This is a genomic window from Victivallaceae bacterium (assembly GCA_036659455.1).
Classification (GTDB): Bacteria; Chlamydiota; Chlamydiia; order Chlamydiales; family Chlamydiaceae; genus JAVXCN01.
In genome coordinates this window covers 688,710-706,294 of record JAVXCN010000001.1, presented here as the reverse complement: position 1 = coordinate 706,294, position 17,585 = coordinate 688,710, and the positions used below count along the sequence as shown (strand labels likewise).

The following is a 17,585-nucleotide window of genomic DNA, read 5'->3' as shown; positions in this document are numbered from 1 at the left end:
TTTGTATTTGTTTTTGAGTCAACGGGATGTTTTATATCTTTAAAAATTTTTAGGGAGAGTTAATATTTTATGGGTTCTTTATCAAAAAATCGCTTAGGTGTTTTTAATAATCTTCCTGTGTTTCCTCCGGATTCTATTTTAGGTCTTCAGAGCGAATTTCGTAATGATCCGTCTTCCGTAAAAGTCAATCTTTCAATCGGAGTTTATATTGATGAGAGCACGGGAAAAGTTTTCGGAAGTAAGGGTGTCAAAAAAGCGGAAACCGAATTGCTTACAAGTGAATTAAATAAGGAATATTTGGGAATAGCCGGGGATCGTGATTATATTGCCGTTATGAAATCTTTGGTTTTCGGAGACACCGTTAATCATGATCATATATACGGAATGCAAACCGTAGGCGGAACGGGAGCTCTTTGTTTAGGAGCAAAATTAATCAAAGGGACCGGAGCGATATCGGAAGTTTTTGTGCCGAAGGAAACATGGGATAATCACATAAGAATTTTTTCTCAAGCAGGTTTGAAGGTCTCTTGTTATCCTTATTTGGATTTTGCATCCAAGACTGTTTGCTTTGAAAAAATAATCGACTTTTTTTCCGAAGTGAAAAACAGCTCTTTAGTACTGTTGCACGCATGTTGTCATAATCCTACAGGAACCGATTTTACGGAACAACAGTGGTCGGAATTGGCTCAAGTTTTTAAAGAAAAAGAATTGATACCTTTTTTTGATTTTGCTTATCAAGGATTTGCTAAAAGCTTTTATGAAGATAGGTATGCAGTTGAATTATTTGTAAAACAAATGCCGTTTGTTTTGGTTGCTTCTAGTTTGAGTAAAAATTTTAGTTTGTATGGAGAGCGAATCGGATTTTTAGGAGTTTTCAACCAAGAACGTTGTTATTTGGATAAAGTCGCCTCGTTTTTACAAGAAAAAACTCGAGGAATTTATTCATCGCCGTCCAGAAGAGGTGCTTTTATTATAAAAACGATTATGGAAAATTCGGACTTACGTAAGGCTTGGGAGAATGAATTATCGGAAATGAAACATAATTTAGATAAAAAAAGACGAGTTATCGTTGAAGCTTTAAAATCCGGTTGTGGACAGTCGTTTGATTTTCTCGGTGATCAAGTAGGGTTTTTCGGATACGCTTCCTGGTCTTTTCGACAAGTTGAGTTTTTAAAAAAGGAAAAATCGATTTATGTAGGACCGGGTGGAAGATTTAATCTTGCCGGATTAAATTCGGATAATATCGATTATGTAGCGGAGTCGTTTGGTTTAGTACATGTTTTATAAGCAAAAAATAAAACGAGATCAAAGAAAATATTTGTTTGTTATCGGTATTTGTTTATCCATTATTATCGGAGTAGGAGGAGTTTTCGAAGGAAAAATAAGAAATTTTATTCAGGAAAAAAGGATTTTTTTTTTACGTAAGATTTTTTCGACTCCGATAACTTCTTCGAAAACGATATCTCCGGTTGCTTATGATGAGGAAAATTTTCTTTTAAGAAGAGATTTGGATCATCTTAAAAGAGAATATGCCGGTTTATGCCATTTTTTTTTGTCTGATCATATATCCGCTAAGTTTCAAAGAAACATTGCTACTGCAAAGGTGGTTTATAGAGATCCGTCATTCTGGAATAGTTCTTTTTGGATAGATATTGGTCAAAAAAACGGTTTTGATTTAAAAAAAAACAGTCCTGTAGTTTCGGGAGGATTTTTAGTCGGTCTTGTAGATTATGTTGGTGACAATCAATCCAGAGTACGAATGATTACTGATGCAGGGATCAAACCTTCCGTTTATGTTCCGGGAAAAAGATATAAGGATGCTCTCATGAAGACCTGCGTTTCTTTTTTGATTAGGCATCTTCAAAACATCTCGGATTACGATACTCATAGCTTAGTAAAGGAATTGACTCTTTTAAATGATGAGTGGGACGTCGATTTTTCATTAAAAGAAGATTCGGTAATATTCGGGGTTCTAAATGGTACCGGAAATCCTTTAAGGACGAAATATTCCCGTTTATTGAAGGGCCATGGTTTTTGTCAGGGAAAAAATGATAACGGGCTTTCTTTATCGAAGGGCGATATTTTGGTTACGACCGGATTTGATGGTGTTTTTCCTGAGGGTATTCCCGTAGCTGAAGTTGTTACGGTGATTATGCCTCAGGAAGGGGATTATATTTTGGAATTGGAGGCACAACCTTTGGTTAAGGATCTTGATCTGTTAAACGAAGTTATCGTTCTTCCTCCGGTTAATTTTAATTCAGATGATTTTCCGGATATTCTTGGGGCATCTATAAAGTAACTACTCCTTGACCGTATTTATCTATTCCTCTTAAGAAAATAAAAATAATGCTTTTAAATAAATTTTCTTTATTAAATAGCTCAAGATATTTTTTACAAGCAGTTCTATATATCGCGGCTTGGTAATTTAATAAATTTTCTTCCAGTAGTTTTAGGAGAGCGGATTCATTGTAATTTTCGGAATTTCCTCCGGCATAGGTCATTTTCCAATCAATAGCATAATAATGACCGTTATATTCAAAAAAAACGTCAATGGTTCCCTTCCAGTATTTATTTTTCGAGAATGAGAAATTATCATTATAAAGGTGAAAATCGGCTTCTTTTAAAATTTTGTCTGAAGATATTCGGTTTAATACAATAGTTTCGTTATCGATTATTATCGGTGTGTTAAATACTTTATTTAACATATCTGCAATGTATGACTCATAACCCGATAACGGAGTGTTTTGTAAGAAGGGTGAAATAAAGGAAATGATTTCCGAGGTATTTTCAGGTTGTTTAAAGATAGACCAATTCAGTTTTTCAATGATTTTATGGATGATGGTTCCTGTTTGAGGGCCTAATGGAAGATCGGAAGAATCCGGTTCATGGTGTAGGAATAAACATTCGTCGTTTTCGATTATTTGATGATTTGTTTGTATTACTTGTTTTAAACCCGAAAAAGATAAAATTATCGGCTCTTCCCAAATGGGTATATCAAATGTGCCGGGGGGGATAAGTTTGGTTTCGGAAGACACTGAGGAATCCTTTATCGGACTTTCATTGGTAAAGAAAGCAAATGGAGATTTTTCTTGTTCGGCAAGTTTTTCTATAGAGATTTTCGTATTTTTTTCGATTTCAAATAAAAGTCGAGAGATTGGAGTAGCGGGTTGTCCTTCATTGATGGATTCATAAGATTTTAGTGTAAGTGGAATAAAAAGGTATTTTTTGGCACGGGTTAATGCAACATAAGTCAATCTGGATTTTTCGGCGTTTTCTTCCATTCGGTCTGAAGATGTTTGTCGGGTGCCATAATCCAAACCGGGAACGAAAACCGCATCGTATTCCAATCCTTTTGAGGCATGAATAGTCAACAAATGTACCGCATCCAATTCGGAATCTCCGGTCTGATTTATTTCATCAAGATTTTGATTTCCGGAATTTTTTAATATTTGTAAGTAGATCAAATATGATTCTACGCAATGTACTTTTTTGTTCAGAAGTTCACATAAATGTGAAAGATCTTCATAAAATGAATGATGAATGTTTTGAAGGATTTTCGGTCCACGGCGTCGCACTATTTCTTTGAATAAGGCTAGAATTCCTTTGTTTATTAAAATTTTTCGGAAAGAAGAAAATAATTCAAGATAGTAGAATTTGTTTTGTATGAAATCTTCTATGGATAGAAAAAATAACGGAGTACAGAGAGCTTTATACAACTTTCCCTCATCATGAGGTGAATAAATACTTGCTAAGAGAGAAAATAGGGCCTCGAACGCAAGAGATTTTGTTATTGATTTTCCTGAAAATACGGTAGTGGGTAAACAAGAAGAAATTCTTATAAATCGTTCTATTTGTTTTTTGTCTCTAAATAAGACGGCTATTTTTTTTAAAGGAATGTTTTTTTGTGTGTTTAATTTTTTTATTTCAAAACATATTCTTTTAAAAACATTCGTTTCATTTTGATCTACTATAATTTGACAAGGTTTTTCCTTTGATGGATCCTCGGCAGAATTCGGAGGATTTTCAATAGAAGTATACGGTATGTATCCCCCTGTTTTCGGTAGAGTCATGAGTGAAGCAGCGTATGTAAAAAAGAAATTTAAGCAATCGGTTAATCGTGGGATAGATCGATAACTGACATTTAAGGAAGACGTTTTTCCTTTGGTTTCAAAAAATGTTTTAGCTTTAGCATAAGTATAGACGTCTGCGTTCCTGAATCCGTAGATGGCTTGTTTAGGATCTCCTATAAGAAAAATGTTTTTTGGGGGAGAGAGTCCTATGTAAAGAGTAGAAAAAATTTTCCATTGTAAAATGTCGGTATCTTGGAATTCATCAATCATAACACATGTAAAATCGTCTCGAATTTTTTGAGCGATTTGGGGTTGTGTTGTGATTAAACATTCCGTAAGTATTAATTGATCGTTGATACTTAAATGAAGATCACTGTTTTCGATATGAATTTTTATATCATAAACTATTAATTCAATAATTATTTCCAAATTCAAGAATTTGGATATCATATTAAAAACATTTAATTGATGTAATCTGTTTAATAAACCCGATAGGGATTTATTCGAAGCGGTTTTTTTTCGATTCGTACAATTTAAACGGCAAATATCGTTCGTTTTCAATAGGGATATGTCGACGTTAGCTAATGATTCCGAAAGTCCTGATAGGCTTTCAAGAAAAAAACTCTTTATTTCTTTCTTAGTGGAGCAAATATCTTTAAAATGCTTGGCATCCGTTTTGAGAAGATCAAATATTTCTTGGGAGCTCAAGAAAGAAAATTCATTTTTGATTTTGAGAAAGCTGTTGTGTAAGGGTTCCCTGGTATTATCGGTAGATGAAGTTTTTGATGGATTTTTGTTTAAAATTTCTTTTAAAATTATTTCCTCTAAAGAATTACTATAATCTCCGTAAGAGAAAGGGTATTTTTGATATAAGAGTTTTAATTGGTTCTTAAGTAAAAGATCTTTGAATTTTTGGTTTTTGAAATATTTTCGGATTTCGTTCTTTAATTTGTCGTACTCATTACCGACGTGGTCATGGAGTATCTGCCCAGGTAGATACTTTCTTAAAACTTTTGAACAGAACCCGTGAATAGTAAAGATAGCATTGTCTTGAAAATTGTTAATTGCTGTTTTTAAACGACGACAAATATTTTTTCGATTGTCAATCCGATTTACATTATCATTAAGCAAATTGAGAAGATAATCCGGTAAATCCTTGTATGTATTGCTTTCGGTAATCAAAGAAAGCATATTCTTTAAATTCGAAAAAATTCTTTCTTGTAAATCCTGGGTTGCTTTCTTAGTAAAAGTCACGACTAAGATTTTATCTACATCAATATTGTGTTCAACAACATATCTGAGATAAAGATGTTCAATTGTGAATGTTTTTCCGGTGCCCGCTGAAGCTTCCAGAAAATTTTCTCCGAGAATTTGGGTTTGAGCCGAAAGGATGTCAAAAGTCATGTTTTTATGGAACTAGGTTAAATATATCAAAAGCCGTCTGTTTCCAATATTGCAATATTTGCGTGGCAGAGGGATATTGTCGAAAATTCAAAATCCAGAAATTGAGGTCATCGCATCTTAGTCGATCGATGTAATCATGAATTGTTTTAGTTAATTTTTCTTCATCTCCGGATAAGATTGCCGGAACCCATTCGATTAATAAAGGAGAAGGATGATTCTTCGTTAAATAGTAATAACGAACAATGTTCTCCAGTTTTATTCGAGCATCTTCAGGGGTTAAAGATAATTCGGTAAGGGTTAAGGATTCCGATTCGTCTTTAAAAAATAAACTTCCTTTTGAAATTTTCAAAAACCTTAAAATTATTATTTCGATATATTCTTGTATTGGATACAAATCTTTAGATTTAAGTTTTCCCGGATAGTAGAGTCCTTCAGAAGAAATTCCTTTAATTTCGCCGCAAATTTTTATTTTCTCGCCATTCAAAATAATCTCTATAGGAGGATTTTGTGTTTTAATAATAGAATTTTGTTTTACGGCTGCTTCCGAAAATACGACAGTTCTATAAGGTAGTGAGGAATCGTTCAAAAATTTATCTAAAATATTTTTTTCACTCTCTGCTTGTTCTTCAAAAAAAGATTTCGAATAAACACATAAACAAGGCGAAAGCGGTGGATCTCGCTCCTTCAAATATTGCTTTTTTATTTTCCGTTTAAAAGCTGAAGAAGGGTAAAACTTTGGGGTTGGTATTGAAGGGTAGTGATCTTTATAGTTAATACCGTAACGGTGCTTGAAAAAATGATTAATTGGAGAAGATAAACAATTGATAAGATCAACAAAAGAAATAAGTCGTTCGGATGTCACTATATTGTTTTCATGCACTCTCTCATAAGAATGATTTTCGGAAAAAAAATCTTTTCTAATAGTAGGTGACGAAGAATTAAAATTTTCTGCCATTTGAAATCTGGATAAATCATTAATAAAAATAGGGGAAGATTGTTTGAAATAATCGGGATGATAGTTTTGAGTGGGATGATTTTCGATTTTGTCTTTAGGAACTACCTTCAGCATCTCTTGTAAGATTGCCAAAGACTCATGACTTCTTTGTGTATTTTGGGTATAACTTACACATACTTTTTTTTTCGTAGAGATAATAGCATGCAGGAGTGCTAATTTGGTCTCGGCTTCCGCTTGTAATGAAGTGGTTTTTAAAGAGTCGAAAGGATTCGAAGTCCATGTGATGTCAGGAAATCCTAAAATAAACGTGTAGTCTTTAGGCAACGCAGATAGATGTGTTAAATGACCGATTCTTATAAAATTTCCGATATGTGACCTGAAGTTAGAGAAATCGTGCTCAATAGCTTTTAAAAAATAAGATTTGAAAAAGTCAAAATCGATTTCATAAGTATTAATGTAATCTTTTTTAAATGAATTCAAAACGGCTTCTTGTAAAATTCGTTCTTCATTTTCATCAATGTAAAAGCAAATGTTTAGCAGATGAAGCATCTTATCTTTGTAATCTGCCGGGATATGATTGAGTTTCATAAACGAAGAAAAAATCGTTAAATTATGGAGAAGAATTCCTAATTCTCCATAAATTTCACTTTGTGATGATTCAAAAAGAGATTGTTCATTGGAGATGTCGGAAACAAAAGGGTAATTCCTGAAAATATCGGCTATGTAATCCGTCCAAGCAGTATCTTGATTGTTTGAAGTATATTTCCAAAGGATATTTGCATTTTTTAATATTTTTAATAGGAAATTTGATTCACTGATTTTCCAACGTCTTTTTTTTAAAAAATCTGGATGCAAAACAAGAAGAAGAAGATTCTCTATTTCCAGATCACTTTCAATTATCTTAAAAATCAATTCGGTTTTTTCTTTTAAATTCTTTCCTTCACGAGTTAAAAAACCTGAGAATTTAAAAGATAATTTCTCCGAGAAGACTTGAGTTATTAAAGGAAAATATTCTTGAGGATTAGTTGTTAATACAAAAATTTGTGAGGGTGCATTCTCATTTTCGAGACCTATTATTTTCAAAATTTTATCACAAAGTATCTCGATTTCTCGTAATTTGGAAGTGGCCTTGAATATAGAAAAGCTATCATCATTTATTTGAGGACATATTTCGGTGACGTTTAAGATAGCATTTTGTAGGCGATTTAAATCATTAATAACGACATTGTCTTCATAATTCTCCTTTGTATTAAGATTATAATCACAGATATGACAAAGCAGTTTCTTTGTTATTTCTCCCCAATTACCCAAAAAAGGATATGGGATCGCATGGAATTTTTCTTGTTCAGCTTCCGGAATACCTAGTAATGCCAATTCCTTATCGGAACATACCTCTAGACAAATGCCCCTGCAAGCCGTTTGTTGATAAATGTTTATCGGAATATGGTTTTGGATTTTGTGAAAAAAATTTTTTATAGGATTAGAAAAATCGGAAAATCCAAAAAAATGTAACGCGGGTACATTATCGGGAGACATTATTATTTTTTGTGTAAAAAGATTTAATATTTCCGATAACGAATCGAAGATTTTTTGAAATTCCGATAAAACCTGTACTATAACCGGATCCATATCTTCAAAAATTTTAAAATCCATAAAGTAAGCTTTTTTTATAAAAGCGGTGATGAAATTAACCGTTGAAAAGGAAAGACGCTGAGTTTTAGTTGAAAAAATTTTTTTAATAGGATTATATCTTTCATCCGAGAGGGTTTTGAGTAAAATTTTTTTTACAGCAAAAAATATCCCTACTTCATCGGGAATTTTCAATGGCTCGGTTGGAAATAAATAGTGATTGAGTTTATCAAGAAAAACTTCCAATGAAGATATACATAAAGTTCCCATGGAAATTTGTCTTTGGATTGAAAATCCTATTTGATTTTGTATCCATAAACCTATTTCTTGGTTAGGAACGATAATCCATCTTTTGCTAAAAGGGGTGGCATTTATCAGAAGATTCATATCTAATTCTTTTAATAATAGAGCAATTTTATTACTCAAAAAAAAAGTTAGAGGTTGTTGATTGGGCATGCCTGATGTTTCTCAAAAAAAATCGTTTCACGGTTTGGTTTTAACTCATTTTTTCACTGTTATAAATGATAACTTATATAAGACTTTATTAGTATTTTTTCTATTAACAAAAGTAACCGAATCCAATAATGCTTTAGTTTTAAGTTCTGTAGGTTTTTTATTTGCTGCTCCGTTTATTGTATTGGCAGCGGTAGCAGGGAGCCTTTCCGATAAATATTCTAAAAGTAAAATAATATTTTTGACTAGGATAGCAGAAATAGTTTGTACTTTCTTGGGATTTTTAGGCTTTGTTTTATCGTCATCCGTACTAGGGTATATAACTTTATTTTTGATGGCTGCTCATACTGCTATGTTTGCTCCTGCTAAATTCGGAATATTGCCTGAAATGGTCCCAAGTCGGAAAATGACGAAATGTAACGGAATTATGACCAGTGTTACTTATTTGGCTAGTATTATAGGAGTGTTTTTAGCGTCTTTTTTAGTTCACGTATCTTCTGACAATTTTGTTTTCTCTTCACTATTTTGTTTTGTTTTTTCGATAATCGGCTTTTTTTTGTCATTAAATATAAAAGATACCGGTGTTTGTAATCCTGAACAAAAATTACATTGGTCATTTGTTAAGGATGTGATTGTTTGTTTACAACGATGTCGTGCTACTCCTTTTCTTGTTTCTTCTATTTTGTTAGGAGGCTTTTTTTTATTGGTTGGCGTCTATACACAGTCCGCCTTGCTTTCGTTTGTTAAGAGCGAATTGGGATTGGAGCCCTTGTATGGAGGATATTTCTTTTTAGGAACCGCTATAGGTATCGGTTTAGGATCTACTTTTATCGGCTATATTTCGGGATCTAAAGTTGTATTAGGTTATGTTCCTTTTATGGCTTTAGGTATGTGCATAGGTTTTGTTTTTCTTTATGTTTTTTCAAGCTCCCTCATTAGTGTTATATTTTTATTGTTTGCTTTAGGATTTTTCGGAGGCGGTTTTATTGTACCTTTACATGCTTTTGTCCAATTAGTAAGTCCGATTTCTTATAGAGGACAAAATCTTGCGGTAAGTAGTTTGATTGACTTCGTAGGTGTTTTATGTGCTTCCGGGATTATGTTCCTGTGTGGACATTGTTTAGGCCAAGCCTCGAAAACGGGATTTTTGATTATGGGATGCCTGACTTTAACTGTGACGATCTGGATGATGATTGGGTGGCGAGAGCAAGTAAAAATCGTTTTTGTTAAAAATAAGCCGTGAAAACGGTTATTAAATCTTTACGGAAAATCTATTTTATTTAATGAGAAAAAGATTATTCGCTCATTTCCGAAACTAAGATCGTAGCCGTACTTTTTCTTCCGAATGGCTTATTGCCTCGGGATGAATCATATACACGCACCGTATTTGAGTTTTGACACTCGTCGGAACAACAACAATGGTTAGGTGCTATGCATTCGGAACAGGAAATGAAGAGATCGTTGCAATTGACATTGGCGCAGTTGTAATAAATGTCCGCAGGTTTATTGCAATAAATGCAATGGCTAATCATGCTGGGTTGTTCGGTCGGAGATATGGGGATTGTCAATCTATCGTCGAAGACAAAAAGCTTCCCTTTCCAGAGATCCTGTCCGACTTCTTGCCCGTAGGCTATTACACCTCCGTCAAGCTGATAAACCTTTTCGAATCCTTTTTCTTTTAATAATGCGGAATAAAATTCACAACGAATTCCTCCGGTACAATACATGAGAACCGGGGTTTCAAGATCATGCGTTTTTGCCAAATCCGCGGCATAAGCGGGAAATTCTCTGAATGTGTTAAGAGGAGGCAAAGTCGCTCCTTCAAAATGACCGACTTTCCATTCATAATCGTTTCTGACATCGAGAATCAACGACTGACCTTCCAAAAGCTTTTCTTTCCATTCCTGAGGAGAGATATGATCACCCATAAGAGATAGATTTACGTCGTAATCCAAAGCTACGAGTTGCTTTCGGTATTTTACCGTTATTCTAGGGTAAATATTTTCTTGAATTTCATGAATCTTAAAATGAATTTTAGCGAAAGAAGGTCGCTCCTTAAGCCAATTCATATACTCTTCAGCAACCGTAATATGGGCGCTGAATTGACCGTTGATGCCTTGTTCTGAAATATAAATACGACAGGCAGCATCTTTGTTTTTCAAAAAAATTTGATGTAAAACGATCTCTTCATGAGGATCGGATACACCGGCTACAGAATAATAGGCTAAAGCGTAGTAAATATTTTTCATGATGGAGACTTTACCGGAATCATACAAATAATTCCATTGTAGAAAATTAACGTCTCTAACTAAAATGTCACCTTCGGCTACGATCAGTCGTTTTGAATCATTTGAAAGTGAAGTGTTTGTTTTAGAAGTCTAAATAAAGGATAAACGTTAATGGCACGGTACTGCGGTCCTAAAAATCGTATAGCACGTCGTTTTGGGGCTAATATTTTTGGCAGGAGTAGAAACCCTCTATTGAATAAACCGAATCCTCCGGGGCAGCACGGTGTTCAGAGAAAGAAAAAGTCGGATTATGGGTTTCAGCTTGAAGAAAAACAAAAGTTGAAAGCTTGCTACGGCATGATTATGGAGCGGCAGCTCGTTAAAGCGTTCAAAGAAGCCTCCAAAAAAGCCGGAAATACGGCTCAGTGGTTTATTGAAAGATTTGAGTGTCGTTTGGATAATATTGTCTATCGCTTAGGTTTTGCGAAAACCATCTTTGCGGCACAGCAATTGGTATCTCACGGGCATGTCTTGGTAAACGGTAAAAAAGTAGATCGGCGGTCTTTTCATGTGAAGCTGGGAATGGAAATATCTTTAAAAGAAAAATCTCGCAAGAGACAGGATATTAAAATGTGTTTGGAGTTGAAGAATTGTGATTCTCTACCTGCATATTTATCTTTGGATAAGAATTCTTTTAAAGGAAGTCTTATTGCTGTCCCCGATTTGGAACAGATGGAAAATCAGATGCCAATGCCTATCAATGTTGCGGTTGTTTGCGAGTTTCTTGCACACAGGACTTAATTTTTTAAGAGTTTTCGGATTTCTTTCCTCCATGTTTCGGGCCCCCCAGGGGTCTCTAAATACTTAGGTAGCGGTTTTAGGGTTGCGTTTTCCATGATGTACTTAAAACTGCTCCACCCTATGTGTCCTTCACCTAAATTTGCATGTCGATCTTTTCTGGCTCCAAGCGAGTATACGGAGTCATTTAGATGAAGAGCTTTTAAATATTTCAGTCCGATAATTTTGTCGAAATTTTTCAGGATCTCTTCCCATCCCTCTTCATTGCGTATGTCATATCCCGAAGCAAAAATATGGCAGGTATCAACACATACTCCTATAGGTACTTTTTTTTCGGTTCTACTGAGAATATATGCTAATTCTTCAAAACAAGCTCCCACTAAAGAACCTTGACCGGCAGTTGTTTCCAATAGTAAAGTTAAGGAAGAAGTATCCGGAAATAGAAAACCGGTATCGAGAATACTTTCAATGATTCGGTCTAAGCATTCTTCGCGCGAACTTTTTAAAGCAGCCCCAGGATGGACGTTAACGAAAGATATCCCCAGAGATAAACAGTCTTGAATTTCTTCTTTGATACATTGACGACTTTTGATTAAAACCGTTTCATCAGGTGCTCCGAGATTAATCAGATAACTGGCATGACTCATGATTTTTTCCAGTTCGGTATGTTCAACTGTGTTTTTAAATAAATCGATATTTTCTTTTGTCAATGGTTTTCTGTGCCATTGTTTTTGATTAGCCGTAAATAATTGAACGGTGGAAGCTCCGATTTCTTTTCCTGCCAAAACGGCATTCTGAAGGCCTCCCGATGCTGAGGTATGAGCACCCAATAACATTCGAAAAGAATTTTTATTTTTCATAGCTTTTGAAGAGTGAATTATGATTTATTGGTCTATTGGTTATATACGCAACGATATTTTTCTATAAAGAGTCATTAAATGAGTATCAAAGATAATGAAAGGTCCGTTGTTGCTTCCGTTCTTGGTTTTTTTTCCGGTAACTTAGTCAGTCGGATGACGGGTTTTTTCAGAGAAATTGTTATGGTAACAATTTGGGGCATAACTCCGTCGGTTGCCGCTTTTTGGATGGCTTTTCGAATCTTATTTTTTTTAAGAAGAATTTTCGGAGAAAACCTTCTAAGTATTACTTTAGTACCTTATTTTGAAAAATTACGAAAAGATTCTCCCGAAAAAACGGGAATGTTTATTCGAAAAATAGTGCACATTTTTTCTTTTTCCACCTTATTGACGGTTTGTTTTTGTGAAGCGGCGTTATTTTTAATCTATAAATCATGCTCTCTTGAACAAAAATTTACTGTTGTTTTAATAATATTGTTACTGCCAAGCAGTATTTTTTTAGTCTTATACTCTTTAAATACCGTTATCTTGTCTTGTGAACAAACTTTTTTTTTACCGGGGATAGCTCCGGCTGCTGTCAATATTTTCTGGATTGCAATCGTTTTATCGACGCGTAGATTTACCTGCGAAAAAGCCTTAATGATTTTATCTTCTTGTTTGATTGGGGGATTTATTTGTCAGTGGGCCATCACGTTAATGCCGATTCGCAAATTGAAAAAGAAATATCCGATGGAAAGTTTTGAGGGATATCGACCTTTCATGAAGCTTTTATTTCCGATGGTGTTAAGTATTGTAGGCATAGCCGCTAATTATCTTAACGGAGTCTCGGATATGTTTTTATCTCGTTTGATAGAACCTTCGGGACCTGCCTTTTTATGGTATGCTCTTAGAATACAACAATTGCCTCTTTCTTTATTAACGGTAGGCGTGTTCGCAGTTCTTTTACCGCCCATTTCAAGAGCCGTTCAAAGTAAAGATTATGAAATAAGTCGAAGATTGGTGTTATTGGCTTTGAAAGTAATTGTTTATTTATTGCTGATAGTCATTTTCGGTATTTTTCTGACCGGTCGTTTAGGAATAGAGATTATTTACGGACATGGCAAATTTTCTTCTACCGACGGACTTAAAACTTTTAAACTTCTTATAAGTTATTCTTTCGGATTGTTACCTGTGTCTTTAATTAGTATCGTGAATATTTTTTTCTATTCCAAAAGAGAATATACGATTCCTGTGGTGCTTGGATGTGCCTCCGTGGCTTTGAATATTATTTTAAGCTATGTATTCGGTGTTTTAATTTATCACGATATGGTTGTTATTGCTCTAGTAACGAGTGTAGTTTCATGGTTACAGGTGTGTTGTTTATGGTATTGTTCCGATTTGAAAAGCTCTTTATATAAAAACTTGCTAACAGGGATGTTACCGGGGCTGTTAAGAGCATTACCTGCTTTGGTGGTAGCGTATATAATAACCACTTATAGTTTTAACTTTTTATTTCCCGAATCGACTATCGATTTGTCTCATTTTTGGAACAATTTATTTGTTTTTTCATCTAAAAACTGCATTTTCTTGGTTTTTTTGTATGTTTTTGCGAAACTTTTTGCAGTTAATGATCTTTTGGAACTTTTTCAATTGAATTTTTGGACGCGTAGAAATTCGATAATCGACAACGATACCTGAGTTGTGTTCGGATCATTATTTTTTCATACAAGCTAGTAAGGATTTATATGAAACGAGCCACACTTTTATGTTTGTGTTTAGTTCTTTGCTCTTCGACCTGTTTTACGGAATCAACCGTTATGAAATCTTGCGAAGAGTTAAAGACGGTTGCTCAGTTGGAACAGCAAATGAAGGAAGAGAATATTACGGAAGAATCGGTCATCGATTCCGATTTATTGGTTTTAAAAGAAGACGCATCTAAATCACGGTCTTTCGATAAACCCAAGTGTAGTAGTTATGTCGATTGGCAGTCTTTGGAGAAATTTATTCGGGAACAGCCTTTTATTGAAGGACGTCGCCAACTAGGAAAACTCAAATTTTCCGGTGATGTCAGGACTCGTTGGGTTTATGCTAAAGAGAAATTCAAAAATAAGATCCCCGATCCGAATGAAAAATTATTGCCTATTAATAGATATCGAACGGATTTCAATATGTTAATCGATTATCGGGCAGACCAAACATGGTTGACTTCTAAAATGCAATGGGTTGCACTGGCGGGTGCTAACAATGTCGGATCCGGTGTGGATATCGATAGGGCTTTTATTGGTTATCGTCCCGTCCTTTTTGACCGGAAGGATACGGATTTTTTTGTTGAGATAGGTAGATCTTCCTTAGGAGATATTTTTGAATCCGAAATCGAATTCAACGGTACCTTTGACGGTATTCATCTTTATTATTCTCAAGGTTTACCCGGGAAGAAAACCGGTACTTTCATTATGCATGGAGGACCTTTCGTTGTTGATATGACGAAAAAGCACTATGCATGGATTGCTGAAGCTATAGTAAATGAGTTGCCCGGCGGCTTTTGCTTAAAGGGTAACCTGATTGATTGGCATAGTTTCGATCATTCCGAAACGGCACCCACTCCTCCTCCTCCTGCTCCTAAATCCAAATATGAATTTTTGGTTGGACAGATTCTTTTAAGTTGTGAACGTTCCGTTCCGTTCGGAAAAAATACAACGAAGCCTCTTCTTTTAACCGGAGCTGCTTTAAAGAATTTCTTGTCTAGAGCTACACCTACTACTATGCATAAGAAACAGGATTTGGCGTGGTATGCGGGCTTTACTTTAGGTGAGCTGAAGAAGGCAAAAGATTGGAGATTATCCGTTTATTATGAATATGTTCAAGCGCTTGCAATTCCTGAAGAGGATATCGCAGGTATCGGACATGGTAATACTCTAGAGTTTTTCTTCTATGAAGCTATTCAGGAAGGTTATGATCCTGCAGATGCCAATGGTTTCGGTAACTATAAAGGCGTGTCCCTTTGCGGAACGTACTGCGTAGCACCCGGATTGCTTTTACAAGGGAAAGCCAGTTTCTCCCAACCGGCCGTTGCTAAGATAGGAGATACTTTTAATTATAGTAGATGTGAGATTGGTTTAATCACTGCTTTCTAATAATAAAAAAAAATTTAAAAATTAGCCCAATCTTTTTATTAAAAGGTTGGGTTTTTTTATAATTAAATTATATTTTTTTAATTTTTGGAATTTTTAAATATGTCCGGATCGATCAATCCCATTGATGAACCTGAAAGAGTCCGCTCGGCAGATCTTAGTACATTAGGAATGCAGGGGCGGAATATCTCTCTCCCTACCAATGCTTCACCTGCCGATAAAGTCAATCTTACTCAATCGATTTCCGATTTACAGAATTTAAGAGGTGCTAGGACGGCTTTGGAAAATGTTTTAGCTTCAGTCTCTTCGGTAGATGATATGAGTACTTCTTCAAATGTAGCGGGAATAGCAGCTCCTCTGGCTTCCACTCCCACGGAAGAAGCACAAAAGCAAGCTCTTTTGGCTCAGCAAGCGTTAGCGGATTTAAAAGCCGCTAAAACATTAGCTGAAGTGACGGCAGCTTATACGGCGCTTAAAAATGCGGCAGACGCTGCGCAGCAGGCAGCAGCCTTGTCCGGAGATGATCCCGCCGCTATTTCGGCAAATCAACAAGCTGCAACGGCTTTAATCGAAGGAACAAAAGTATACAATGCCGTTAATGCTGCTTTAAAAGCTCAAACCGATGCTGAAGATGCTTTGGTAGCTATGCAAAAGGCTACCTCTTGGGCCGCTGTTGAAACGGCTCTAAAAAAAGCCCAAGCTGCCGTCATCGCCGCTCAAAAAGCCGTCAAAGATTCGGGTAGTCATCCGTTAGCCGTAGAAGCTCTGAAAACAACGAAGGTCGCAGCAAGTTCGGCTCAAGCATTGTCGGATCAATTAAAGGTAGCTAACGATGCTTTGGAAGCGGCAAAGAATGCCGCAAGCAGCGTTAGCGGTAGTTCATCACAAGGTGAGTTGAGTCAGCAAATACAAGTGGTTCGACAAGAGTTAGCAAAAGCTCAATCGGTTTTGGAAGCGTATCCGGACAATCCGCTAGCTCAAAATGCGGTTGCGTCCATTAACAATGTACTAACGGATTTGCAGAAGCTATATTCGGATTTGCAAGGAATTATCTCCGGTATAGTGAGCGGGGGTTCTGCGGAAAGCACTCAGCAAGCCGCGGTGGCTCAAACAGCGGCCGGATTGCGGAATCTTTCTTTTTTGTCGGAATCCGATAACACTACCTCCAGAATTCTTATGAACGGTTTTCGACAGATGATTAGGCAATTTTATGACGACAGTCCCAACTTTCGTCCTGATCTTCAAGGTGTCATCGATAAATTGGATCCGGCGGCTTTGGGATTATCCGGCGATAATCAGGAATTTATCGGTTTGTCTAAAGGAATCGGTGATTTGAAACAAAAATTAATCGGCATTTTAGGACAAGGCGGTACTGCTGAATCAAAACAACAAGCCATTATGACTATGTTATCATCCGTCGCAAGCCTTACGGGAACGAGCCCTACTATCGCTGCCCAGTTGATGCAAACAACCCAGGCAATATTAGGTTTCGGTTTCGGTCTATATACCCAAATGGCCATGAATGTTTCGTCTTTGCCGGCATTCGTTAATAACTTGAATAACGTAAACCGGTTATATCCTCGCTTGAATTCAGTCGTGCAATCTATGGTAAATACTGCGTTGACGCCTGCTTCTCAAGCACCTTTGGTTTCTCCGGCCGCGTTACAAAAAGCCGTTAATAGTCCGGGAGTGTCTCCGAATCTCGTAGCTATGCAAAATGCTCTGGCAATGTCCGGAACCGCGGGTCAAATGGCAAGGGTCGTATTGATGGCGGAACAAGCGATGACTATAGCCAAAGCCAATTCGAATATGAGTGTCCGTCAGGTTGCAGATCAATTGACGAAGAACGTGAGCAAAGCTCCCGAATACGGCTATCCTTATATGCAAGTACCCGGTCCTTCTTCTACCGGTGATTTAGTGGCTAAATTAACGGAAGATTTTGTTCAAGGAAATAGGACGAGTGCGGAATCCAAGAAAAATCGATTCGAGAATACTCCGTTCTTCGTACAACAATTTTACGTCAACATTGCCTCTCTCTTGCCGTTTATGAGAAACGGTTAACGTGAGATAATAATTAACGT

11 protein-coding genes are annotated in these 17,585 nt (G+C 36.0%); 7 read left to right on the top strand and 4 right to left on the bottom strand.

Translation table 11 applies throughout. The features are described 5' to 3' along the window. The first annotated feature begins 69 nt into the window (after positions 1-69). Both RSA43_03345 and RSA43_03340 read left to right on the top strand, forming a co-directional pair. On the top strand, positions 70-1,287 hold the full coding sequence (locus RSA43_03345) for an aromatic amino acid transaminase (protein ID MEG2496316.1): 1,218 nt from the start codon (positions 70-72) through the stop codon (positions 1,285-1,287). After that, complete coding sequence (locus RSA43_03340; protein MEG2496315.1) at positions 1,277-2,299, top strand: rod shape-determining protein MreC; 1,023 nt, start codon at positions 1,277-1,279, stop codon at positions 2,297-2,299. Before RSA43_03345 ends, RSA43_03340 begins: the two co-directional genes overlap by 11 nt. Here the strand turns inward: RSA43_03340 and RSA43_03335 are convergent. Together RSA43_03335 and RSA43_03330 are read right to left on the bottom strand one after the other, a co-directional pair. Beyond that, positions 2,289-5,474: a UvrD-helicase domain-containing protein gene (locus RSA43_03335; protein ID MEG2496314.1), complete on the bottom strand. Its 3,186-nt coding sequence runs from the start codon at positions 5,472-5,474 to the stop codon at positions 2,289-2,291. The two genes, RSA43_03340 and RSA43_03335, sit on opposite strands and share 11 nt — an antisense overlap. A 4-nt stretch (positions 5,475-5,478) precedes the next feature. Next, the gene (locus tag RSA43_03330) at positions 5,479-8,514 is read right to left on the bottom strand and encodes a hypothetical protein (GenBank protein MEG2496313.1); all 3,036 of its coding nucleotides are present in this window, start codon (positions 8,512-8,514) and stop codon (positions 5,479-5,481) included. Between RSA43_03330 and RSA43_03325 the strand changes: the two genes are divergently transcribed. Then, the gene (locus RSA43_03325) at positions 8,513-9,754 is read left to right on the top strand and encodes an MFS transporter (protein ID MEG2496312.1); all 1,242 of its coding nucleotides are present in this window, start codon (positions 8,513-8,515) and stop codon (positions 9,752-9,754) included. The two genes, RSA43_03330 and RSA43_03325, sit on opposite strands and share 2 nt — an antisense overlap. Positions 9,755-9,806: 52 nt before the next feature. Here the strand turns inward: RSA43_03325 and RSA43_03320 are convergent, their stop codons facing one another. Continuing rightward, the gene (locus RSA43_03320; protein ID MEG2496311.1) at positions 9,807-10,760 is read right to left on the bottom strand and encodes a rhodanese-related sulfurtransferase; all 954 of its coding nucleotides are present in this window, start codon (positions 10,758-10,760) and stop codon (positions 9,807-9,809) included. Between the two features lie 150 nt (positions 10,761-10,910). Here RSA43_03320 and rpsD point away from each other — a divergent pair, with 150 nt between their 5' ends. Continuing rightward, positions 10,911-11,540 carry a 30S ribosomal protein S4 gene (gene rpsD / locus RSA43_03315; protein ID MEG2496310.1) on the top strand — a complete coding sequence of 210 codons (630 nt, stop codon included), beginning with the start codon at positions 10,911-10,913 and terminating at the stop codon, positions 11,538-11,540. Here the strand turns inward: rpsD and RSA43_03310 are convergent. Next, positions 11,537-12,397, bottom strand: a complete 861-nt coding sequence (locus RSA43_03310) for a deoxyribonuclease IV (GenBank protein ID MEG2496309.1) — start codon at positions 12,395-12,397, stop codon at positions 11,537-11,539. The genes rpsD and RSA43_03310 overlap by 4 nt on opposite strands. 78 nt (positions 12,398-12,475) lie before the next feature. Here RSA43_03310 and RSA43_03305 point away from each other — a divergent pair, with 78 nt between their 5' ends. From RSA43_03305 to RSA43_03295, 3 genes are all read left to right on the top strand, one after another. Further along, positions 12,476-14,071 carry a lipid II flippase MurJ gene (locus RSA43_03305; protein MEG2496308.1) on the top strand — a complete coding sequence of 532 codons (1,596 nt, stop codon included), beginning with the start codon at positions 12,476-12,478 and terminating at the stop codon, positions 14,069-14,071. 47 nt (positions 14,072-14,118) lie between these two features. Further along, positions 14,119-15,507: a hypothetical protein gene (locus RSA43_03300; GenBank protein ID MEG2496307.1), complete on the top strand. Its 1,389-nt coding sequence runs from the start codon at positions 14,119-14,121 to the stop codon at positions 15,505-15,507. 99 nt (positions 15,508-15,606) lie between these two features. Further along, positions 15,607-17,565 carry a hypothetical protein gene (locus RSA43_03295; protein MEG2496306.1) on the top strand — a complete coding sequence of 653 codons (1,959 nt, stop codon included), beginning with the start codon at positions 15,607-15,609 and terminating at the stop codon, positions 17,563-17,565. Positions 17,566-17,585 lie beyond the last annotated feature (20 nt).